The sequence below is a fragment of the Robiginitalea marina genome (genome assembly GCF_024006985.1).
GTDB lineage: Bacteria > Bacteroidota > Bacteroidia > Flavobacteriales > Flavobacteriaceae > Robiginitalea > Robiginitalea marina.
Genome location: NZ_JAMXIB010000001.1, coordinates 139395 through 162364, shown reverse-complemented (window position 1 = coordinate 162364; position 22970 = coordinate 139395). Strand labels below are relative to the sequence as shown.

The following is a 22970-nucleotide window of genomic DNA, read 5'->3' as shown; positions in this document are numbered from 1 at the left end:
TAAACCTATAACATCGAGGGTACTATGGAAACAGTACAGGAACGCTCCCTGAGCGTCTATAAATTTGGAAACAAAAAGGCCGACGGGGGCAAAGAACTTAAGAACCTCCTCGGGGGAAAAGGGGCCAACCTGGCCGAGATGAGCCGCATCGGAATCCCCGTGCCCCCCGGCTTCACCATCACCACCGAGGTCTGCACCCAGTATACCCAGGAGGGGCAGAAAACCGTCATCGAACGGATCGAACCCGAGGTGCGGCAGGCCATAGAAGAAATTGAAGCCACCATGGGTGCGGTTTTCGGCGACGACGAAAACCCGCTGCTCCTGTCGGTACGCTCCGGGGCCCGGGTTTCCATGCCGGGGATGATGGATACCGTGCTCAACCTGGGGCTGAATGAAGAGGCCGTTAAGGGGCTGATTCAGAAAACAGGGAACGAACGTTTTGTGTGGGATTCCTACAGGCGGTTTATACAGATGTACAGCGGCGTGGTGCTGGGCCTGAAACCCGAAAACAAGGAAGACCTCGACCCGTTTGAAGAAATCATCGAGCACCTGAAGGAAAAAAGGAACATCACCCTCGATACCGACTTTACCGTACAGGACCTGAAGGACCTTGTGTTTGACTTCAAGGAGGTGGTCCGGAAACGCACCGGAAAGGCCTTCCCCTCAGACCCCTGGGACCAGCTATGGGGTGCCGTGATTGCAGTCTTTAACAGCTGGAACGGCGACCGGGCCCTGTATTACCGCAAAATGCACGGCTATCCTGAAGATTGGGGTACGGCTGTAAACGTGCAGGCCATGGTGTTCGGTAACATGGGGCAGGATTCCGCCACCGGGGTCTGCTTTACCCGCGACGCCGGCACAGGCGAGAACAAATTCAACGGGGAATACCTGATCAACGCCCAGGGCGAGGATGTGGTAGCAGGGGTCCGCACCCCGCTTCAGATCACCAAACTGGGGTCGCAACGTTGGGCGGAACTGGCCCAGGTATCCGAAGAGGAACGCCTTGAGCAATTCCCATCCCTGGAGGAAGTTATGCCTGAATTGTATAAAGAGCTTTTCGAATACCAGCGCGCCCTTGAAAACCATTACCGCGACATGCAAGACATGGAATTCACCATCCAGCAGGGCAAACTCTGGATCCTGCAAACCCGTAACGGTAAGCGCACCGGGGCCGCCATGGTGAAAATTGCCATGGACCTGCTTCGGGAAGGCCTCCTCGATGAAAAAACCGCCCTTAATCGGATCGACCCCATTAAACTCGATGAACTCCTGCACCCCGTCTTCGACCCGCAGGCCCTGAAAAAGGCCCATGTCATCGCCCAGGGGCTGCCGGCGTCCCCGGGTGCCGCCACCGGGCAAATCGTTTTCTTTGCCGATGAGGCTGCAAAATTCAAGAATTCCATTTTGGTGCGGATCGAAACCTCCCCGGAAGACCTGGAAGGGATGAACATCGCCCGCGGAATCGTCACCGCCCGGGGTGGGATGACCTCCCACGCCGCCGTGGTGGCACGGGGGATGGGCAAATGCTGCGTCTCCGGCGCCGGCGCCCTTAAAATCAATTACAAGACGCGCACCCTGAAGGTGGGCGACCACGAATACCAGGAAGGCGACTGGATTTCCATCAATGGGTCCACAGGGAACATCCTTGAGGGCAAGGTAGCCACCCGGGAACCCGAACTGAGCGGGGAATTTGCCGAATTGATGGAACTGTCCGATAAGTTTGCCCTGATGGATGTCCGCACCAACGCAGACAACCCCAGGGATGCCCGGATCGCCCGTAGTTTCGGGGCCCGAGGCATCGGCCTGACCCGCACCGAGCACATGTTCTTCGAGGTGGACCGGATCAAGGCCATGCGGGAAATGATCCTGGCCGACACGGTCAAAGGACGGAAAACCGCCCTGAACAAACTCCTCCCCATGCAGCGCGAAGATTTCGAGGGCATTTTCGAGGCCATGGAAGGCTTCCCGGTAACCATCCGGCTCCTGGACCCGCCCCTGCACGAATTTGTGCCCCATGAACTCGCCACCCAGCGGGATATGGCCGAAGACCTGCACATCTCCCTCGAAGCCGTAAAAGCCAAAGTGGCGGAGCTGTCAGAATTCAACCCCATGATGGGCCACCGGGGCTGCCGCCTCGGCAACACCTACCCGGAAATCACGGAAATGCAGGCGCGCGCCATCATTGAAGCGGCCCTTAACGTGAAGAAGGAGAAGGGCATCGAATCCATGCCGGAGATTATGGTCCCCCTGGTGGGCACGGTGAAGGAATTCCTGTTGCAGAAAGAGATCATCCAGAATACCGCTGAAGAAACCTTCAAACGGTATAAAGACCGGATCCCCTACACCATCGGCACCATGATGGAGATCCCCAGGGCGACCCTGCTCGCCGACCAGATTGCCGAGCACGCCGACTTCTTTTCCTTCGGCACCAACGACCTTACCCAGATGACCTTCGGGTATTCCCGCGACGACGCGGGGAAATTCCTGCAGGTGTACCTGGAAAAGGGAATCCTTAAGCACGACCCGTTCGAAGTCCTCGACCGGGAAGGGGTCGGGCAACTCGTGCGCATGGGAACCGAAAGGGGCCGGCAAAACAAGCCCAAACTGAAAGTGGGCATCTGCGGCGAACACGGAGGGGAGCCCAGCTCTGTGGCCTTCTGCCATGAAGTGGGCATGAACTACGTGAGTTGTTCCCCCTACCGCGTGCCGATTGCACGGGTGGCTGCCGCCCAGGCCGCCATTGCGGAAACTGACCGGTAGGCCGGCCTGCCCAATGGCAGGGGAATCCCCGCAGGTGCTTTACGGCCCTTGCGGGGATTCCTTCTTTATAAAGGCCCCATAAATTTCCGGGAGGGCTGCACGGAATCCCTTATTTTTGCCTGGGGAAAACTCCTTCATATGTTCAACTGGTTCCTAAAGAAGACATACCTGGTCGATTCCCTGGGCGGGTTTGTGGACATCCACAACCACATTTTGCCGGGCATAGACGACGGGGCCGAAACGGTGGAAGCGTCCATCGCCATGGTGAAAGGGTTCGGGGAAATGGGAATCCAGCGGTTTATCGCCACGCCGCACATCCTGAACCCCCTGTACCCGAATACCCCGGAAACCATCGGGGCCGCCCATCAGGAACTGGGCCGGGGCCTCATGGACCACGGGCTTACCCAGGTATCCGTGGAAGCCGCCGCGGAGCACATGATCGATGACGCCTTCGAGGACCTGCTCCATGCCGGGCAGGTCATGCCCCTGCGGAAGTCTTACCTATTGGTGGAAATGTCGTACCTGCAGCCTTCCCTGAACTTCGACCAGGCCATAACGGCCATCACCCGAAAGGGGCTGACCCCCATCCTCGCACACCCGGAGCGGTATGCCTACCTGCACCAACAACCGGAAAAATACCGGGAGTACCGCCAACAGGGCATCCTTTTTCAGTTAAACCTCCTGTCGCTTGACGGGTACTACGGACGGGACGTGCAGAAGATGGCCTGGAGACTGATCGATGAGGGGCATATCGATTTTTTGGCGTCCGACGCCCACGGGCTAAGGCATTTGGAGGCACTGTCTGAAATCCAGCTCAAACCCGGGGAACTCCAGCGCATCGAACCGCTGATCATCCAGACCATCGATACTTTTTATTAATGCCTCCCCGGTGCAGACGGGTTTTAACCGCGCAGGCCCATTGCCCGGAAGGAAACCCCGGGGCCGAAAAAACATAGGGGCCCGCGTAATTGCGGGCCCCTTTTACTTCTTATCAGGTGGAGGTTAGACCTTCCACCATTTTTTGGTGGTTTTGCCATAGCCATAGCCGTACTTCCCGCCATAACCCAGGTTGGTATCCTTAACCCCATTCACCACAAAGGAAAGCCCATTCAGTTTGCCCTCCTCGTGCATCTTCAGGGGGAACTCCAGCACCTTGGTCTCAGTAACATCCGCACGGGTTACGTACAGTACGAGGTCAGCGTACTTGCTGATCATCATGGTGTCGGAGACCACCATTAAGGGGGCCGTGTCTACAATGATGTAGTCATAGTGCTTGCGTACCTCTTCAAAGAGTTCCCCCATCCGGTCACTCATCAACAGTTCTGCCGGGTTCGGCATGAGCTTCCCGGAGTGGATGATGTCCACGGTCTGGTCGGTTACCAGCATGCTGGAGATCACCTCCCTGGGCGTCATAAAATCATTTACCAGGTAATCCGTCAGGCCCTTGTTGTCTTTATTGGCCGAACCTCTATTCAGGGAATCCACATTTTTACCGGAATAGAACTGGTTGATCTTTGGGTTGCGGATGTCGCCCCCCAATAAGAGTACCTTTTTGTTCGCCTTCGCGTAAATCATTGCCAGGTTGGACGCCACAAAGGTTTTGCCCTCCGCAGGAACGCTGGAGGTCACAAAAATCACATTTGCGCCTTCCGTTTTCTTTTTGGTTTTCAAGAGGTAATCCAGGTTAGTGCGCAGGATGCGAAGCGACTCCGCCAGCACCGAACGGTCTCCGGAATTCACCAGGGTACGCTCGTTTTTTCCCAACCGGGGCAGTTCCGCCAGCACCGGGATGCTGCCGACCAGTTTTTCCAACCCGACTTTGTTGTGGACTTTGTTGTCCAGCAACTGATTAAGGTAAATTAGGGAAAAAGGGGCCAGAAGACCCAAGATCATCGCAGCCAACAGGATGATCGGCTTTTTGGGAGAAACCGGATCCGGACTGGTTCCGTAAGCCCAATCGATTATTTTTGATTTCGGGGAAGAAGAGGCGTAGGTAATCTGTGCTTCTTCTCGTTTCTGTAATAAATAGAGATAGAGGGTTTCTGTGATTTGGCGCTCCCTGTCAATATCGCGAATCGCGCGCTCCTGACCCGGAGCAGAGTAGATTTGCGCGGTTATCCTGGATAATTGACCGCTAAGGTTATTCACCTGGAGGGTTAGATTATTAATCATACTTTCCAGACTGGACTGTAAACTTCTCTTTAGTGAAGTTAATTGCTGGTCGAGGTTCACAATAGTCGGGTTCCGTTCGTTGGAGCTGGTCAATAAATTATTTCGCCGTTGCACCAGGTCATTATAACTCGAGGTAACCCCTGCTATATTGGGGTCATTCAAGCCTATATTCACAGGAAGCACCTCAAAACCCGACTGCGAATCGATATAATTCTTGATTTGGGTAGCCAGATTCAACTGGACTTCGGCATTTCGCAATTCCTGGCGGCTGGCTGCGCTTAAATTCAGGTTAATATTGGACTGAGAGGCGACGTCCGTAGCAATCCCCCTGGAAGATTTGTAGGCTTCAGCAGATTCATCTACCGTGGATAATTCACTATACATCTCCGTTATGCGATCATTTATAAAAGCTTCGGTACGATCGGCAATTTCCTTTTTATCCTTTACTGCATTTTGATTATACGTGTCAATAAGGGCATTAACAATATCAATTCCTTTTTGTTGAACCGGCTCATCCAAAGACAGGGTTATTATGCTGGATAATTCATTGGTAATGGAAATAACCATCTTCTTCTGATAGGCCTGTGCGACTTCCTCAATAGGGTTGAGCACAATTTCAAACTCCTTTCCAGCCTGATTTCCTATGGTCGCAGCGGTCGGGGTAATAACAAAATCACCGAGTTCCGAAGTAATTGTACTTCCAAAAACATATTCCTTTCCCGGAGCATCACTATCCTCCGCCAGCCAAAATTTGGTATCCGACAAAATTTTTATGACAAATCTTCCTTTTGCCCTGTAAAGCAGTGAATCGGGTCCCAAAAAATCGAGAGTTACCGGAGGGTTGTCATAGATTTCCGAATCGTGAATCCTGCCCTGGGCCATTACTTTCGAGTTCAGACCTAGTTTTTTAACTACTTCCACAAAATTGGAGCGGGAATTCAAGACCTCTATTTCATCCTCTACCTGAATGTTTCCCCCGGTAAGCATGCTCAGATCACTAAACGCGCTCAATTCCGAGGCAGATCCCTGATCTTCCAGGATCTGGATTTTTGCCTGCACGGCATATTCCGGGGTTGCATACCGAATATAGAGGATTGCCAGGGCAACTGCAGTTACAAGGGATAATACAAACCATTTCCAATGTTTGGTATACGGCTTTATTAATTCCTTGTAATCAATTTCATTCTTTTGGAACATGGAAGAGGAGGTCTTGATCCGGATTAGGTATTAAATTTTAGACTCGGGTCAAAATAAAGACAGCAGAGGTCAACAAGGAGGTCAGAATGGAAACCGTTATGGCCGTAGATGCACCTACAGAGGTTTCCCGGATTCCCACCTTATTGGGTTCCACATATACCACATCGTTCTGGGTGAGATAAAACACCGGGGATTTTACGATGTCCTTCGAGGTCAGGTCTATACGATTATACACTTTGGTTCCGTTAAAGTCGCGGATCACCAGCACGTTTTCACGCTTGCCCCTTAGTGTCAGGTCCCCTGCCAGGCCAAGGGCCTCCAGGATGGTAATCTGTTCTCCGTTCGTGGGGTAGGTACCGGGTCGGGCCACCTGGCCCAAAACCGTCACCGTAAAGTTTCGCAGGCGGATGTTGATAATAGGGTCTTTCAGGAAGTCTGAGAGTTTTTCGCGCAACAGCAGCCTTACCTCGTCAGGGGAAAGCCCTTCAATTTTAAGCTTCCCGATAACCGGGAAGTCGATCATCCCATCCTGGTCCACCAGGTAATCCACCTGTTCGGCCCGGATCCCCCCTTCGGAGGCCCCGCGATACAGGTTAAACGGGGCACTGGCCTCGGGGGTCAGGGAAGACACGTGGATGGATACCAAATCATCCACCTTGAATTTGGTAATGGACGTATTGTTGTCGACCAGGGTTTCAAAGTCCCCCGCATCCTGGAAGTAGGCGACCTCCTTGCGGGAGGCACAGGAGGCGAGCAGGGCGGCCGCGGCAATTACAACAAAAGGGGTCTTGAAGGAAATACGCATGTTTTTCATCTCAGCAACGTTGAAATTAGGATTCGGCCGTCAAGATACAATTTTATCGGCTTCCTTTTGTGGGGCCTTCGGCGCCTGCGGGGGAGTTTCCCCTGTCTTTTTGGGGTCGTCCAACCGGCTGTACTCCGAATTATTCGATACGAATTCCGGTACAATCTGCTTCATAAGCTTTACCGTATCGGAATTAAAGAACATGTTGGTGACGCAAAGCTCATCGATCAGGGAACGGACCTCCAGGTAGTCGAGCTCGCGCACCTTGCTGATCAAAATTTTCTTGTGGTAAGTCGGGAGCGTATTCTCCCCATTGGCCAGGAGTTCCTCATAGAGTTTCTCGCCGGGGCGCAGGCCCGTGATCTTGATGTCGATGTCTTCGGGGTAACGCAGTCCCGAGAGGCGGATCATGTTCTTGGCCAGGTCGAAGATCCGCACCGATTCTCCCATATCAAATATAAAGATCTCCCCCCCCTCGCCCATGGCACCGGCTTCCAGCACTAGCTGTGACGCTTCGGGGATGGTCATGAAAAAGCGGGTGATGTCTTTATGTGTGAGGGTAAGCGGGCCACCCTTTTCGATCTGCTTACGGAAGAGGGGGATCACCGAGCCGTTGGAGCCCAGCACGTTCCCAAATCGGGTAGTAATGTATTTGGTGCCCCCTGCCTTCTGCAGGCAGCTGATATACATTTCCGCAATACGCTTGGTGGCCCCCATAATATTGGTGGGGTTCACCGCTTTGTCCGTGGATACGAAGACAAATTTGTCCACCTTGTGCTCCAAAGCCAGGTCGGCCATCACCTTGGTACCAGCCACATTGATCTTGATGGCCTCATAGGGGTTGCACTCCATCAGGGGCACATGCTTGTAAGCAGCCGCATGGAAAACCACGTCGGGTTTGTACTCCTGGAACAGCAAGTTGCAGCGGTTCTTGTCGCGCACATCGCCCACCACGGGGATAAAGTTGTGCAAGCCATTCTGCTTCAATTCCTGCTGCAGGTCATAGAGGGCCGATTCGGCCTGGTCGAGGATCACCAGCGATTTGTACTCGTACTTGCAGATTTGCCGCACCAACTCACTCCCAATGGAGCCAGCCCCACCAGTTACCAAAATGCTTTTCCCGGCCAGTTCACGGCTCACCTTTTTGTTGGTGATGGAAATGGGTACCCGGTCGAGCAGGTCCTCGATCTGCACGGGTTTGATCTGGGAAACCCGAAGCTCCCCATTAATCCAGTCGTCTACCGGGGGGACAATCTTGACCCGCACCGGGAAATCGACCATGCCCTCCACCAGCTTGCGCAGCTTTTTCTGCTCAATATTATGGATGGAAAAAATGATCTCTGAAATCTTCTTACTTCTCAAAAAACCATCGCTCAGCACCTCGGGTCCGAACACAGGTACCCCGTTGATCTGTTTACCCACCTTCTGCCGGTCTTCATCGATATAGCCCAGTACCTGCATGTTGCTTTTTGTACTGCTTGTAAGTGCGTTGTAGGTTAGGATGCCGGACTCACCTGCCCCATAGATGAGCACGTTCTTGTAGTAACGAATATCCTTGGATACCAGGTTGTTGTACAGCACCTTAAACACATAGCGGGATGCTGTTAGCCCCAAAAAGGCCATCAGGCTATGAATAATGATAATGGAAAGGGGGATTTTGAATTCCGGCACCACCGCCCAGGTCCGGTTGGCCAGAATCACCAAAATGGTCAAAATACTGGCCAGGCAGATGGCGTTAAAAATATTATAAACGTCGCGCACCCCCGTATGGCGGACCACCCCTTTATACGACCCGGTGATCAGGAAGGCCAGGACGCCCACTCCCAGCATAAACGGGATTTGGTACCAGAATTGGGAGACATCGAAATTGAAGGTAAGGTTATACCGGATCAAATAGGCCAGGACAAAGGTGACCCCGAAGGTCACCAGGTCGATGGCCAATACCAGCCATTTACTGGCAAATCGCGTTGCTGTGTTCGCAATATAACTCTGGATCATAGCAAAGTCTTTTTAATAATTCCCATAACGCGTTCCAAGTCGGTTTCCGTCAGGTTCGATCCGCTGGGCAAACAGAGCCCACGGGAAAACAGGTCTTCTGAAACCCCATTGACATAGGCAGGGGTGGCCGAAAAAACAGGCTGCAGGTGCATCGGTTTCCACAGCGGCCGCGATTCGATGTTTTCTTCCTCCAGGGCCAGGCGGATACGCTCCCGGGTTTCAAAGGAGGGGGTCAGCACCGTGGTCAGCCAGCGGTTGCTGAAGGCCCCTGCAGGTTCGGGCAGAAATTCAAGGCCAGGCACCCCTGACAATTCGCTTTGATAAACCTCAAAATTCCTCCGGCGGGCGGCAACCCGCTCAGGCAAAACCTCCATCTGCCCCCGGCCGATACCGGCCAGTACGTTGCTCATCCGGTAATTATACCCGATGTGCGAATGCTGGTAATGCGGGGCCACATCCCTGGCCTGGGTGGAAAGGAAAACGGCCTTTTCCTTCCATTCGGCATGGCGGGTCAGCAAGGCCCCACCCCCGGAGGTGGTGATGATTTTGTTCCCGTTAAAGGAAAGGATCCCGATATCGCCCAGGGTACCACAAGATTGCCCCTTATAAGTGCTTCCAAGGGCCTCGGCGCTGTCTTCAACCACGGGAATGCTATACTTTTCAGCAATCTCACGGATCGCGGAATGCTGGTAAGGCATGCCATATAAATGCACGGCGATGATGGCTTTCGGCTTTTTACCCGTTTTCAGCCGGGTTTGAATGGCCTCTTCCAAGAGCGCAGGCGAAATATTCCAGGTTTCCGGTTCGCTATCCACAAATACCGGCGTAGCCCCCAGATAAGCAATGGGGTTGGCCGAGGCGGAAAAAGTAAAGGACTGGCAGAGGACTTCATCGCCGGGGCCTACCCCCAGGAGTTCCAGGGCCAGGTGCAGGGCCGCGGTACCGGAACTCAGGCAGGCCGCATGAATATCTCCCCCGACAAAGGTTTCAATCGCTTTTTCAAAGCCGTTGACATTGGGGCCCAGGGGGGCAATCCAGTTGCTGTCAAAGGCCTCTCGAACATACTCCTGCTCTGTACCTCCCATGTGGGGGGAGGAGAGCCAGATTTTATCCCGGGTAAGCGTTTCCAATTTTAAAGCATTTTGTTGGTTTCGTACTCTTTGAAAACCCCATCGCCCGGGGCATTCCTTTAGATGGTAAATTTGGGGAGGTTTCCAATCGAACTTAAAAAAAACCGTCGATCAAAAAACCAAAATACACTCCAAAGTTACGCTTTTAAACGAGCTTCCATAAATCGACAGCCGATAATTCGCTGAAGTAGGCCAAAAGTCAGACCAGTTGATAAAAATCATCTTTTGCCTTCTTAAAAGGGTTGAATTTTGTCGGTGAAAAGCCCATTACACGAAGGGTAGAGATGGTGAGCCATAAAACGCCAGTACAAACCATACTTTCTCTTTCGATTCTGCCTTTGATCGAATTTTAAGGCTCTTGAAAGTTCATATACACCATAAAACATTCCGACGATTTAAGTTTGGCACCTCAGAACTAAAAGAAAAACGCAAAACTTTTTTGAAAATGAAAAAACCGATCTTCTTCCTTTCTGTCCTGCTAGTGATTGCCAGCCTGGGCTGTAGCAAAAGCGAGGACGCCGACGTAAACAACCCCAATTTGCCCGGGCCTGACGCAGGCATCCCGGACGACCCGGAGCGGGTAGATTACGTCCTCTCCACCTCAAACGGTTCGGGCGTAACCGGCCTGGCCTCCTTTATCCCCAACGATGACGGGAGTACCACCATCTACATCGATCTGGAGAACGCTTCCCAGGGCATCCATCCGGCCACGGTAAATTTTGGGACCCTTGAAAGCGGAGGGGCAATCGCCATTACCCTGAACGAATGTGAATGTGAAATCAGTGAAACCGTTGTTACCCAACTCGATAACGGGACCCCGGTCACTTTTGTGGAGTTGATGACCTTTGACGGGCACCTTAACATTTATGAAAGCCCAACAGACGGTACCACTATTGCACAAACAAATATTGGCGCCAACTCCTTCTAAAGTTGAATTTATCGCCTAAAAACCCTGAGATCATTTCAGGGTTTTTATGTTTAAAGTGGAAACCCAACTTATAAAGAATAGCCACCTTAAACACAAGCAACTTTAGAATGCATACTTTTGAAAGTGCTTACCATAAGAATTAACCTTCATTTTATTTGAGATTATGAAAATCCTGGTAACCGGAGCCGCCGGCTTCATTGGATTTTACGTTTCCAAATCGCTTCTGGAGCGGGGCCATACCGTGGTTGGCCTCGACAACCTCAACGACTACTACGATGTGGACTTAAAGTACGGGCGGCTCGGGGTACTGGGGATCCCCCGGGAGCAAGCCGAAGTTTTCGGCCAGATGGCCGGTAGCGCGACCTTTGAAACGTTTTCGTTTATCCGACTCCCCCTCGAAGACCGGGAGGGCCTCCAGCGCTTTTTTAAGGCAGAAGGCTTTGAGGTGGTCTGCCACCTGGCAGCCCAGGCCGGCGTGCGCTACAGCCTGGAAAATCCGGAAGCCTATATCGACAGCAATATTGTGGGGTTCCTTAACATCCTGGAGTGTTGCCGGCACCACCACATCCAACACCTGGTGTATGCTAGCAGTTCCAGCGTGTACGGGGCCAATACCAAAGTGCCTTTTGAAACTTCGGATACCGTGGACCACCCGGTGAGCCTGTATGCCGCCACCAAAAAATCGAACGAGTTGATGGCCCATACCTATAGCCACCTCTATGGGTTCCCGACTACCGGGCTGCGTTTCTTTACGGTGTACGGCCCCTGGGGACGGCCCGATATGGCTATGTTCCTCTTTACCGAAGCCATCCTGAAGGGAAACCCTATTAAGGTTTTCAACCACGGAAACCTCGAAAGGGACTTTACCTATATCGACGACATTACCGAGGGCGTGGTGCGGGTGATTGAAAAGCCGGTAGAGGCGCGGATTCAAAGCGGGGAGTTGTACAAGGTGTACAACATTGGGAATAACCAGTCGGTGAAATTACTGGACTTTATCGAAGCCATTGAGCAAACCCTGGGGAAAAAGGCGGAAAAACAGATGCTGCCCATGCAACCCGGGGATGTGGAAAAAACCTGGGCCAATGTGGACGACCTGATCCGCGATTACGGCTACCAGCCGAATACCCCCATCCGGGAGGGCGTGCAGGCCTTCGTTACCTGGTACCGGGAGTATTACGGCGTTTAGAATGCTTGATCTGCCCAAAGGCTTAAATGGTCATTGGTGCAGCGTATAATTAATGGCTCTAATTAGCTTTTTTTCCGCTGAAGTGTACCCTAATCCCACTTATCGGGAAAAGGTGCTCGTTTAAACAGTTTTTCAAGTTTTTTCCTACAGCTTTGTGCATCTTTGCAACGGATTTAGAAAACCATGGACGTACACATCCCTAGTCTTAATTCAGACCTGCATATTTTAGTCACCGGGGGGGCGGGCTTTATCGGCTCCAACCTCTGCGAAACCCTGCTGAAAAACGGGAACCGGGTGCGCTGCCTCGACAACTTGGCCACCGGGAAGCGGGAAAACATCACCCCTTTCCTTACGCACCCCCATTTTGAATTCCTTGAGGGCGACATCCGAAACCTGCCGACCTGCCAGCAGGCCTGCGAAGGGATCGATTTTGTACTGCAGCAGGCAGCCCTGGGCTCGGTACCCCGGTCGATCAACGACCCCATTACCAGCAATGAGGTTAACGTATCGGGCTTCCTGAACATGCTGGTCGCTGCACGGGACGCCGGGGTAAAGCGGTTTATTTATGCCGCCAGTTCTTCTACCTACGGGGATTCCAAAGCCCTGCCTAAAGTGGAAGACGCCATCGGGAGGCCCCTTTCCCCTTATGCAGTTACGAAATACGTGAACGAATTATACGCCGAGGTTTTCAGCCGCACCTATGGCCTGGAAACCATCGGCCTGCGATATTTCAATGTCTTCGGGAGGCGGCAGGACCCGGCAGGGGCCTATGCAGCAGTGATCCCGAAATTTGTGATGCAGTTGATGAAACACGAAGCCCCGGTCATTAATGGGGACGGGAGTTTCTCACGAGATTTCACCTACATCGACAATGTGGTGCAGATAAACCTGCTGGCTATGGTGACGGAGAACCCTGAGGCGATCAATACCGTCTACAACGTGGCCTTTGGGGAACGCACCAGCCTGAACGAACTTTTTACCTTACTGAAAAAATATCTGGGCGCTTATGACCCGGAAATTTTAACGTTGGAACCCACCTACGGGCCGGAACGGAAAGGGGATGTGCCCCATTCCCTGGCCTCCATCGAAAAGGCCCGGCGGCTCCTGGGGTATGAACCTCAGTATTCCATGGAAAAGGGATTACAAGAAGCGGTACACTGGTACTGGCAAAACCTAAAATAAAATACTTCATCTATGAACCTTACAGTAATTGGAACGGGCTATGTGGGCCTGGTAAGCGGGGCCTGCTTTGCGGAAATGGGCAACCGGGTAACCTGCGTGGACGTGGACACCAAAAAGATCGAGAACCTTAAGAAAGGAATAATCCCCATTTACGAACCCGGGTTGGAGCCCATGGTGGCCCGAAACATCGAAAACAAAACCCTCTTTTTCAGCACCGACCTGAAAGAAAGCCTCCGTAAGTGTGAAGTGGCCTTTATCGCCGTGGGGACCCCCATGGGGGAGGACGGCTCTGCCGACCTTAAATACGTCCTGCAGGTGGCCCGCGAAATCGGCGAACACATGGTCGCCCCCTTAATTGTGGTCGATAAATCTACCGTTCCGGTGGGGACGGCAGACAAAGTAACGGCAGCCATGCGGGAAGTACTCGACGCCCGCGGGGTGGATTTTTCGTTCCATGTAGTTTCCAACCCGGAATTCCTGAAGGAAGGGGACGCCATCAATGACTTTATGAAACCCGATAGGGTCGTGGTGGGTTCCGACGATGCCGAAGCCACCGAAAAGATGCGTTCCCTCTATGCCCCCTTCTTCCGCAGCAGCATGGACCGCCTCATCACCATGGACGTGCGTTCCGCCGAGATGACCAAATACGTGGCCAACGCCATGCTGGCCACTAAAATTTCGTTCATGAACGAAGTAGCCAACATCTGCGAACTGGTGGGGGCCGATGTGAACAAGGTGCGCATCGGCATCGGGTCCGACTCCAGGATCGGGTACAGCTTCATTTACCCGGGCAGCGGGTACGGGGGCTCCTGCTTTCCCAAGGACGTGAAGGCACTCATTAAAACCGCCGCCCAGCACGGCTATACGGCCGAGTTGATTGGAGCCGTGGAAGACGTAAACGATCGGCAGAAGCTGGTGGTCGCCCAGAAAGTGGTAGACCGCTTCGGGGAAGACCTCAGCGGGCTGACCTTTGCGATATGGGGGCTTGCCTTTAAACCCCAGACCGATGATATGCGGGAGGCTCCCTCCATCTATATCATCAAAGAACTGGTGAAACGTGGAGCGCAAATTCAGGCTTACGACCCCAAAGCCATGGACGAGGCCCGTCATTTCTACCTGAAAGACGTCCCCAAGGTGGCCTATTTCGATTCCAAGTACGAAACCCTGAAGGGGGCCGATGCTATGATCCTGCTCACGGAATGGAAGGAGTTCCGCTCCCCCGACTTCGAAGAACTAAAGGCTCAGTTGAATGCCCCTATCATCTTTGATGGCCGGAACCAGTACAACGACGGCAAACTGCGCCAGATGGGGTTTGAATACTACCAGATTGGGAAGCAAAGCCTACCCGTCGAAGTTAGCGCATAGTTAAAGGTATTTACTAAAAGAATCTCGAGAAGCATGGACAACATTAAAATAGGAGTCATTGGCCTGGGCTACGTGGGCCTGCCCCTGGCGAGGCTGTTTGCCACCAAATTCCCGGTGGTCGGGTTCGACATCAACCAGGGCCGGGTGGCCGAATTGCGCTCCGGGAAAGACAGTACCCTTGAGGTGGAAGATGATTTGCTTCAAAGCGTGTTGGTGGATTCCCCGAAAATGAAGACGGGGCTGTATTGCACCCACGACCTTGCGGATATTGCAGATTGCAATTACTATGTGGTTACCGTGCCCACGCCGGTGGACAAAACAAACCGCCCCATCCTGACCCCTTTGTACAAGTCGAGTGAGACCGTGGGTAAAGTCCTGAAAAAAGGGGATATCGTCATCTATGAATCCACCGTATACCCGGGAGTAACGGAAGAGGAATGCGTCCCGGTCCTGGAACGGGTGAGCGGACTTACCTTCAATAAAGATTTCTTTGTGGGGTATTCTCCGGAACGGATCAACCCCGGGGACAAGGAGCATACGGTGGAGAAGATCCTGAAGGTAACCTCGGGTTCCACTCCTGAAATAGGAAAAAAGGTAGATGAGCTCTACGCCTCCGTAATCACGGCGGGTACGCATTTGGCCCCGACGATCCGCGTAGCGGAAGCCGCCAAGGTGATCGAAAACTCTCAACGCGACATCAACATCGCCTTCGTAAACGAATTGGCCAAGATCTTTAACCTAATGGGGATTGATACCCATTCCGTTTTGGAAGCGGCGGGCACCAAATGGAACTTCCTTCCCTTTAAGCCCGGCCTGGTGGGGGGGCACTGTATTGGGGTGGACCCCTATTACTTGGCCCAGAAGGCCCAGGAATACGGCTATCACCCGGAGATTATCCTCACGGGTAGGCGGATGAACGACGGCATGGGCCGCTATGTGGCCTCCGAGGTGGTGAAACTGATGGTGCAGAAAGACATCAAAATAAAGGGTTCCAATATCCTGGCCCTGGGGATTACTTTTAAGGAAAATTGCCCGGACGTGCGAAATACCAAGGCCGTGGACGTCATCAGGGACCTGATGAGCTATGGCTCTGAAGTAACGGTGTACGACCCCTGGGCCAACCCGGAAGAGGTACTGGAAGAATACGGCTTGCATACCACAAAGAACCTGCCCAACAGCAAATTCGACACTATTGTGCTGGTAGTGGCCCACCGAGAGTTCCTGGAGTTGCCGCTCCGGTCTATGTTACACGAAAATGGGATTTTATATGATGTAAAGGGCATCCTTAAAGAAACCGTGGACGCCCGATTATAGTCAAAAACTACCTTGCCTGGACAAAAGCACCCCACTGGGGTGCTTTTTTTTTGCCTTTTGTTGGTAAACCTTTTCGGTACTAGGCGAAGCACTACTTTCCCATGAATATTTCCCTAAATCAGGGCAGAAATGCAAAAGTTTGTTAAAGAAACCTGCCGTTCATCGAAAACAAATCTCGATGAACGTCTATGTCCCGAAAAGCAATCGTAACTCTCCCCAAACGCATAATTGCAGTTCATCGAAAATAACAATTGTTTTACCGAAGATATGCGTTCGATTAAATAGATTTAGGTCCCAAATAAAATGTACTAAAACTTAACCTGTATCTTAACCCATGAGAAAACACACTTTAACCCCCACGAAAGTGCTCCTGCTCCTCATCGTTTTTTCCCTTCATTTTTCCTGTACAAAAGACTCTGACCTCCTGGCGGAATATACCGTACTTGAGGAAAACGCACTCCTTGAAGAACGCAATGTCGATTCGGAAACGGATGATTCCCCTGCTGAAGAACCTGCGCAATCAGATGCATCGGAGCCCGATCCCCAAGATCCTGCAGGCACAACTGAATTTTCCAAGGAACCCAGCAATAAAGTCTTAGATTGGAAGAACCTTTTCGATAATCAAACTGCTGATGACCAACGTCAGATAGCACTTTCAAATTCTGGTGACGGTGGTGATATCTATTATTTGGATGTTTCTCCCTACATATACATGTTTCAGGTAACAGGAGAGGATTCGTACATGGAATTTGCCATGCAACTTTTCCGAAATGCCATGAATACTGCGAATGACGGGGCAACCCCAGGAGACGGATATCTCGGGTGGAGAGATGGCACCTCCGATATCACTAACGGTGTTCGGGTGAACGATGGTAGTGAAGTGCCTTTGGCTGAAAGCAGGGGAATGCGGACCATTGCTCGGATGCTTTGGGTCTTGGCCAAAAGCCCATCTTTCCTTTCAAGGAATGGAAACCAACAGGCGTATGATGAGATGCTTGCCTGGTTTGAAAAACATATTTGGGAAAAATGGGAAAGCAGGGGAATTGGAAATTTATATCGGAGTAGAACACATATGAGCAGCCACTGGGGGCAGATGGCCTGGTTTCTCCATGAGATTACTGGCACGCCTAAATATCGTTCTTTCTACGAGAACTGGAGTTATGCTGGTTTTCCTTCCGGTCCACATACCGGTGGCAATATGAGAAACCAGTTACGGGAAGTGAATGCCAATGGAGGAACCGGTTATGTATGGAACGGCTTATGGGGCTCTATGACAGGGTCTAACGATGTGAGCCATGCCAATGCAGAAGTGGAATTAATGATTTTAGGAGCAGAAATGGGAGATTATTGGTCCCAGACCGATATGCAAAGGCTTATCAATACCTTCGAAGGGCTGATCTTCAAATCCAATTCCTGGAACAATCATGCATATTACATTGACGGTGGGGGATCTGAAGCTGCATTATGGGACCAAGGTTGGGTACAGTTGGGTCGCTTCTCTTCAGAACTACAGGCTAAACTGGAAAATGCAGAATTGCTGCCTACCTATTATTACTATCAAAAGGTACGTATTGCCAATATGGCTTACAATCAATCGTATTTGGAGGGCAACCTTATTTATCCTGAAATACCGTAATAAGCTCAGGTCGATTTCAGAACAAGTTCAATTTTTCAGATTACGAATCAGAGCCGGTAAAACTGGCTCTGATTTTTTTTTTATTCTTCTAAAAACCATAGATGGGCACAACCCTATCCCTTTTATTCTAAACAATCCATATTTCTCTAAAGCACCTTTATTGGTCCTTCCTCTATTGAGTCAACGCTTAAAAAAGGGTAAGCCTTCAACTTTTAAAGAGATTACACCGCGGAAAGCCTAAACTCCTGACATTGGTGGCAAAAAACCAAAAGGAACTGGGATTTGCGCCTAGTAAGGGGTTAGAAATAACAAAATTATTTGCCAAAAAATCTCTAATATCCACAATCTGTTGAGAAAATTAACCCAACTGGGAAACTGAAATTACTTCCTACCCAATTCGCTACGGAGTATGAAGGGTCATCTACTTGTATACATTTAATTGATGAAAATAGCAACTCGATACCTTTAATATTACTGTTGTTGTTATTTCTGAGGTTTATGCCAATAAAAGAAGATTCTTCTATTCTTGTAATTATGCTTATATATTCAATTGCAGGGCATTTGGATAAATCTAGCAACTGATCAACACCGGAATAAACCCCAACGGTTATGCTTCTTAGGTTAGGATTGTTAAGATTATCTAGTCCTCCAGATATCCCAAACTCATTGCTGTCCAAAAAAAGATTCTCCAATAAAGGATTTAAAGAAAGATCACTTAATTGGCCAGACTCAACATGAAGATTCTTCAATTTTTGGTTTTGGGAAAGATCAATAACAGCAAACAAATAAACATCATTGCCTAAAGTGAGTGTTTCTAAATTTGGGGCTTGACTAAAATCGGGAATTGTTGCTAATTGATTTGGAGCGTCAGGCGCGTCCACAAAAAAATTCTTTAAACTGATGTTGTTTCCAAGAATGATCTTTTGAGGCCCATAAAAACTGCTGATACTTATCAATGAAGGAATATTGCTAACGTCCAACAAACCTCTGCTACTTTCATCTGATTGATAGAAATCCAACTCTTTAAGAGATGCGAAATCTTTTAATCCTGTAAAATCTTCAATAGGTGAAGCTCCGCTATACCCATCTTGTGAAGGACTGATAAATCGCAACTCTGTCACGCTTTCAATATTGGCGGTTAGCACATAATTATCCATCAAATCATCAAATCCCTTGTTGATAAGATACTGCTCAAAGCTATCATCTGGGACATAGGTAATTTGGCATCCTCCTTCATTGACGGTTACTCCAGATTTTGTGTTTAAACACTGGTCAACGTCGTCAGTAACACCATCGCCGTCACCATCTGCGTCTAAGGTTGTAACGGAATATTCCTGCGAGAATCCTGAATTACCAACTTCATCTTCCAAATAAACTTGGAAATAATACAAAGTTCCAGGGGTCAAGGCAAATGGATTGCCAGGGCCTACGATCTGCCTATGCCTGGTAAGATAACCTTCCTCTATTGCGGTTGAAGCCACATACACCCCAGGCGAGGTTCCAAAACGGACATAGCCTTTGCTTCCTTCATTAATGCTCCAATCTACTTTGAAGGATGTAGAGGTGACTTCAAGGATGTCAAGACTGGTTACACCAGGGGGCGTTTTGTCTGTCTGACTTTGAGAGCAACCTTCCGCATTAACACTTTCACCTGTAGGGGTATCGGGACAAGTATCTGCCTCGTCGCTTACCCCATCTCCATCGCTATCCTTTTGGCTTGCTGAGCAGCCCTGCCCGTCTACTGTCTCGCCAACTGGGGTGTTCGGGCACTGATCTAAATTATCTGCAATATCGTCCTCATCGTTATCCATCTGAGAAGTAGAGCAACCTTGGGCATTGACAGTAGCACCAGATGGCGTGCCCGGACATAAATCATTGACATCACTTACCCCATCACCATCGAAATCCTTTTGGCTATCGGAACAACCTTCTGAATCCGCTGTTTCATTAGTCGGGGTATTAGGGCACTGATCAAGGTTGTCAGTTATTCCATCTCCATCGGTATCCTGCTGTGCTGTTGAACATCCTTGTGCATTAACAGAGGCCCCGGAAGGGGTATTGGGGCATTGGTCCAGATTGTCATTCACCCCATCCCCGTCTGTATCTCTTTGCGAAGCCGAACAACCCTGGGCATTGGTGTCCTCACCTTCCGGGGTGTTAGGGCATTGGTCAATCGTATTGTTAATGCCGTCTCCATCAGCATCCTTTTGACTCTCCGCACAGCCCTGGGCATCCACAGATTCCCCAACTGGAGTATTCGGGCATTGGTCTGCGTCATTAGTAACACCATCATTGTCTCCATCTGTTTGGCTGGGGGCACAACCGTGCTCATCAACAGTGGTGCCCGAAAGGGTGTTTGCACACTGATCCTTATCGTCAGTTACTCCATCCCCGTCTGTGTCTTTCTGACTGTCAGCACAGCCATTTTCATCCACAGGTGCTCCATCCGGGGTATTTGCACAAGTGTCATTGTCATCACTAACGCCATCACCATCAGCATCGGTTTGGGAACTGGAACAACCTTGTTCATTTACTTCTTCTCCTTCTGGGGTATTCGGGCATTGGTCAGCGTCATCATTTACCCCATCCTGATCGGTGTCCTTTTGACTATCCGAACAACCTAATTCATCAGCTTCTTCACCCTCTGGGGTGTCTGGGCATTCGTCCGCATCATCAAAGACCCCATCACCATCCGAGTCAATCTGAGAACTTGAACACCCCTGCGCATTGATTTCCTCGCCTTCAGGAGTATCCGGGCATTGATCTATATTGTCATCTACACCATCTCCATCCGTATCCACCTGGGATATAGCACAACCGTTTTCGTCAACTTCTTCCCCAGATTGTGTGTTTGGGCATTTATCCAGATCATTTGCCACCCCGTCTCCATCCAGGTCTTCCTTCAGAAATTCAGCAGTTAGTTCAGTGTCTGAGGTAATCCTGAAGGTAAACGGATTGGAGTTGCATCCTTTATCCCCCGTCCACCGGAAGAAGTAATATCCTTGGGCGGGTATAGCAGATATGGAGATTTGCTCCCCGTCATCAAAGGTTCCTGAGGATGGATTTACAGTTCCACTTCCATTGGGAGAAACCTTAATGGTGAGCTTATACTGTTCTGGATCATCTTCCTCGGAACAGCCCCAATAAATCAGAGGAATAACAAGGAGTAGAAGTGCCGGAAGAAATAATCGCTTGTTCATTTTGGTTGGATACTAGCAGGGGGAACAAGCTCAAAAGTAATCTTGACCTGAACAGCAAAGTATGATATAAATCAGATAGTTATATGAGGAAAACCGTAAATTCAGCAAGGAAGAGATTTAAATAACCAGTAAAATTCAAAGTGCTTTTCAATAACGTAAATGATATTTTTACTTTTTCCACGTTATCCTTTTATTAACACTCTAATAAGCAATTCTTGATTTATTCAAGAATTAAATAGTACGGAAATCTGAGAATCAAAAAATCTCGGATGGTACAACAAATTATGGCATACTGAATAGGATGATTTGAAAACTAACTTTTAAAAATATTTTTAAACAAACAAGAACTCCAAGTCGTGAAAATAGAGTTATTTGCATAAGCCTAATTCTAGCTATTAAAGGGAAGATGATCTTGCTAATTAATGATTTGACCTCTTTGAGGGGCAGATTAATTTAAAAATTATGAATCTCGAAAACGAATTCTGACTACCTACGGATTGATTATGAATCCAATTAGCAAAACCCAATTTTGGTGAGTAAACAACGACATTAAAAAGAGTCTTCTATAGTTTAAAAATCAAACATATCAAGTTATTAAATGAGTCTTAAAGACAAGACTATCAACGGAGTATTCTGGGCGCTTAGTCAGCAATTCAGCATTCAATTGATAAATTTTATTGTTCAAATTGTTCTTGCTCGTTTATTACTTCCTGAACATTTCGGCCTAATTGCAATGATTCAAATATTCATTACAATGGGGCAAGCTTTAATGGACAGTGGGATGAGTTCTTCCTTAATTCGAAATAAACAAGCAGATCAAGAGGATTATTCTACAGTTTTTTACATGAATATCCTTACAAGCATAGTTATATATTTCGTTCTTTTTTTTGTATCTCCTTCAATTGCAACCTTTTTTGACCAGCCAGAACTCACAATTATAGTGAGAGTTATGACCCTTACTTTCATTATTCAGGCCTTCGTAGGTGTTCAAAGTGCTGTCTTGACCCGAGAAGTAAATTTTAAATTACAAGCCATAATGCAGCTACCCTCCTCTATTTTGGGCGGGATTGTTGGTATAGTAACTGCTTATCTTGGTTATGGAGTGTGGAGCCTCGTCTTTTTTAGACTCACCACCTCTTTTGTATTTATGATTCAACATTGGTATAGAACTAATTGGAGGCCTGGATTATATTTTAACACTAAAAAACTTAAAGAACATTTTAATTTTGGTTTTAAACTTACTCTTTCCAGTTTAATTGCAAGTATTTATTCAAATTCCTATGCCATAATTATTGGGAAATTATTTCCAGCCAATCTTTTGGGCTTTTACAATCAAGCAGATACATTACGAATGTTTCCTGTAAGAAATTTAACAAGTGCATTACAGCGTGTAACATTTCCTATCTTTTCATCCATTCAGGATGATAATCAAAGATTAAAAAGTACTTTTAAAAAAATTACTTCAGTTGTTTTTTTTCTTGTGGTTCCGATAATGTTGCTATTAATAATTTTAGCAACCCCTCTATTCCGTCAAATTTTAACTGACAAATGGCTGCCGGCAGTACCCTATTTTCAAATATTGTGCTTTAGTGCTATAGCCTATCCATTAAGCGTATATAATCTCAATATTTTATTGGTAAAGGGTAAGAGTAATTTGCATTTAAAATTGGAGATAGTCAAAAAAATATTTGCTGTTATTTTTCTACTATTGATAATTCCATTTGGATTTCTAGGTGCTGTTTATGCAAGAGCTATTGGAATGTTTGTTCAAGCATTTTTTAACATTCACTATAGTGGTAAAATAATTGATTACTCCTTCAAAGAGCAGATGATGGACCTACTTCCTACTTTATGCATTGGCATTTTGGCAATGGTTGGAACCTATTTGATTAATTATTCACTTGCCGGATTTTTGGATCTTGGAGATTGGCTATTTATCATTTTTAGTTCTATGTTTTATGTGGTTTTCTATGTCGGCTTTAGCTATCTATTTAAGCTTCAAAGCCTTAAAGATATGCAATTACTGATAAAAGACATTCTGCAGAAAAGTAGATTTAGAGGGTAAATAAGGGAAATTACTATTTAAATAATCAG

At 49.0% G+C, this 22970-nt stretch carries 14 protein-coding genes; 9 read left to right on the top strand and 5 right to left on the bottom strand.

The window, feature by feature from the left end; genetic code table 11:
• Positions 1-24: 24 nt before the first annotated feature.
• Both ppdK and NG653_RS00640 read left to right on the top strand, forming a co-directional pair.
• Positions 25-2760 (top strand): pyruvate, phosphate dikinase, encoded by a 2736-nt coding sequence (gene ppdK / locus NG653_RS00645; RefSeq protein WP_252739721.1) that lies wholly within the window; start codon positions 25-27, stop codon positions 2758-2760.
• A 138-nt stretch (positions 2761-2898) separates the two neighbouring features.
• Positions 2899-3639 (top strand): tyrosine-protein phosphatase, encoded by a 741-nt coding sequence (locus NG653_RS00640; protein WP_252739720.1) that lies wholly within the window; start codon positions 2899-2901, stop codon positions 3637-3639.
• A 123-nt stretch (positions 3640-3762) separates the two neighbouring features.
• Here NG653_RS00640 and NG653_RS00635 read toward each other — a convergent pair whose 3' ends face one another.
• Genes NG653_RS00635 through NG653_RS00620 form a run of 4 tightly spaced genes read right to left on the bottom strand, consistent with a single transcriptional unit; the run spans position 3763 to position 10017 of the window.
• A complete protein-coding gene (locus NG653_RS00635) occupies positions 3763-6129 on the bottom strand; it encodes a GumC family protein (protein WP_252739719.1) in 2367 nt (788 codons plus the stop codon).
• A gap of 37 nt (positions 6130-6166) precedes the next feature.
• Positions 6167-6934, bottom strand: a complete 768-nt coding sequence (locus tag NG653_RS00630; RefSeq protein ID WP_252739718.1) for a polysaccharide biosynthesis/export family protein — start codon at positions 6932-6934, stop codon at positions 6167-6169.
• A gap of 39 nt (positions 6935-6973) precedes the next feature.
• A complete protein-coding gene (locus NG653_RS00625; protein ID WP_252739717.1) occupies positions 6974-8932 on the bottom strand; it encodes a polysaccharide biosynthesis protein in 1959 nt (652 codons plus the stop codon).
• Positions 8929-10017 carry a DegT/DnrJ/EryC1/StrS family aminotransferase gene (locus tag NG653_RS00620; protein ID WP_252740138.1) on the bottom strand — a complete coding sequence of 363 codons (1089 nt, stop codon included), beginning with the start codon at positions 10015-10017 and terminating at the stop codon, positions 8929-8931. The genes NG653_RS00625 and NG653_RS00620 overlap by 4 nt, the downstream gene beginning before the upstream one ends.
• Positions 10018-10507: 490 nt before the next feature.
• Here NG653_RS00620 and NG653_RS00615 point away from each other — a divergent pair, with 490 nt between their 5' ends.
• The 6 genes from NG653_RS00615 to NG653_RS00590 all read left to right on the top strand — a co-directional run bounded on the left by NG653_RS00615 (position 10508) and on the right by NG653_RS00590 (position 17676).
• Complete coding sequence (locus NG653_RS00615) at positions 10508-10990, top strand: hypothetical protein (protein WP_252739716.1); 483 nt, start codon at positions 10508-10510, stop codon at positions 10988-10990.
• A 163-nt stretch (positions 10991-11153) separates the two neighbouring features.
• Positions 11154-12179, top strand: a complete 1026-nt coding sequence (locus NG653_RS00610; protein ID WP_252739715.1) for an NAD-dependent epimerase — start codon at positions 11154-11156, stop codon at positions 12177-12179.
• A 183-nt stretch (positions 12180-12362) separates the two neighbouring features.
• The gene (locus tag NG653_RS00605; RefSeq protein WP_252739714.1) at positions 12363-13361 is read left to right on the top strand and encodes an SDR family oxidoreductase; all 999 of its coding nucleotides are present in this window, start codon (positions 12363-12365) and stop codon (positions 13359-13361) included.
• 12 nt (positions 13362-13373) lie between these two features.
• Positions 13374-14726: a UDP-glucose dehydrogenase family protein gene (locus tag NG653_RS00600; protein ID WP_252739713.1), complete on the top strand. Its 1353-nt coding sequence runs from the start codon at positions 13374-13376 to the stop codon at positions 14724-14726.
• 33 nt (positions 14727-14759) lie between these two features.
• Positions 14760-16040 (top strand): nucleotide sugar dehydrogenase, encoded by a 1281-nt coding sequence (locus tag NG653_RS00595; RefSeq protein WP_252739712.1) that lies wholly within the window; start codon positions 14760-14762, stop codon positions 16038-16040.
• A 334-nt stretch (positions 16041-16374) separates the two neighbouring features.
• Complete coding sequence (locus NG653_RS00590; RefSeq protein WP_252739711.1) at positions 16375-17676, top strand: hypothetical protein; 1302 nt, start codon at positions 16375-16377, stop codon at positions 17674-17676.
• A 332-nt stretch (positions 17677-18008) separates the two neighbouring features.
• Here NG653_RS00590 and NG653_RS00585 read toward each other — a convergent pair whose 3' ends face one another.
• Positions 18009-20876, bottom strand: coding sequence for a thrombospondin type 3 repeat-containing protein (locus tag NG653_RS00585; RefSeq protein ID WP_252739710.1), 2868 nt, complete (start codon positions 20874-20876; stop codon positions 18009-18011).
• 598 nt (positions 20877-21474) lie between these two features.
• Here NG653_RS00585 and NG653_RS00580 point away from each other — a divergent pair.
• The gene (locus NG653_RS00580) at positions 21475-22941 is read left to right on the top strand and encodes a lipopolysaccharide biosynthesis protein (protein ID WP_252739709.1); all 1467 of its coding nucleotides are present in this window, start codon (positions 21475-21477) and stop codon (positions 22939-22941) included.
• The last annotated feature ends 29 nt before the right edge of the window (positions 22942-22970 follow it).

What these genes read in the sequence shown, in the direction of transcription:
- ppdK (WP_252739721.1), top strand. Translation starts at nt 25, where the DNA reads ATGGAAACAGTACAGGAACGCTCCCTGAGCGTCTATAAATTTGGAAAC.
- NG653_RS00640 (WP_252739720.1), top strand. Translation starts at nt 2,899, where the DNA reads ATGTTCAACTGGTTCCTAAAGAAGACATACCTGGTCGATTCCCTGGGC.
- NG653_RS00635 (WP_252739719.1), bottom strand. Translation starts at nt 6,129, where the DNA reads ATGTTCCAAAAGAATGAAATTGATTACAAGGAATTAATAAAGCCGTAT.
- NG653_RS00630 (WP_252739718.1), bottom strand. Translation starts at nt 6,934, where the DNA reads ATGCGTATTTCCTTCAAGACCCCTTTTGTTGTAATTGCCGCGGCCGCC.
- NG653_RS00625 (WP_252739717.1), bottom strand. Translation starts at nt 8,932, where the DNA reads ATGATCCAGAGTTATATTGCGAACACAGCAACGCGATTTGCCAGTAAA.
- NG653_RS00620 (WP_252740138.1), bottom strand. Translation starts at nt 10,017, where the DNA reads ATGGGAGGTACAGAGCAGGAGTATGTTCGAGAGGCCTTTGACAGCAAC.
- NG653_RS00615 (WP_252739716.1), top strand. Translation starts at nt 10,508, where the DNA reads ATGAAAAAACCGATCTTCTTCCTTTCTGTCCTGCTAGTGATTGCCAGC.
- NG653_RS00610 (WP_252739715.1), top strand. Translation starts at nt 11,154, where the DNA reads ATGAAAATCCTGGTAACCGGAGCCGCCGGCTTCATTGGATTTTACGTT.
- NG653_RS00605 (WP_252739714.1), top strand. Translation starts at nt 12,363, where the DNA reads ATGGACGTACACATCCCTAGTCTTAATTCAGACCTGCATATTTTAGTC.
- NG653_RS00600 (WP_252739713.1), top strand. Translation starts at nt 13,374, where the DNA reads ATGAACCTTACAGTAATTGGAACGGGCTATGTGGGCCTGGTAAGCGGG.
- NG653_RS00595 (WP_252739712.1), top strand. Translation starts at nt 14,760, where the DNA reads ATGGACAACATTAAAATAGGAGTCATTGGCCTGGGCTACGTGGGCCTG.
- NG653_RS00590 (WP_252739711.1), top strand. Translation starts at nt 16,375, where the DNA reads ATGAGAAAACACACTTTAACCCCCACGAAAGTGCTCCTGCTCCTCATC.
- NG653_RS00585 (WP_252739710.1), bottom strand. Translation starts at nt 20,876, where the DNA reads ATGAACAAGCGATTATTTCTTCCGGCACTTCTACTCCTTGTTATTCCT.
- NG653_RS00580 (WP_252739709.1), top strand. Translation starts at nt 21,475, where the DNA reads ATGAGTCTTAAAGACAAGACTATCAACGGAGTATTCTGGGCGCTTAGT.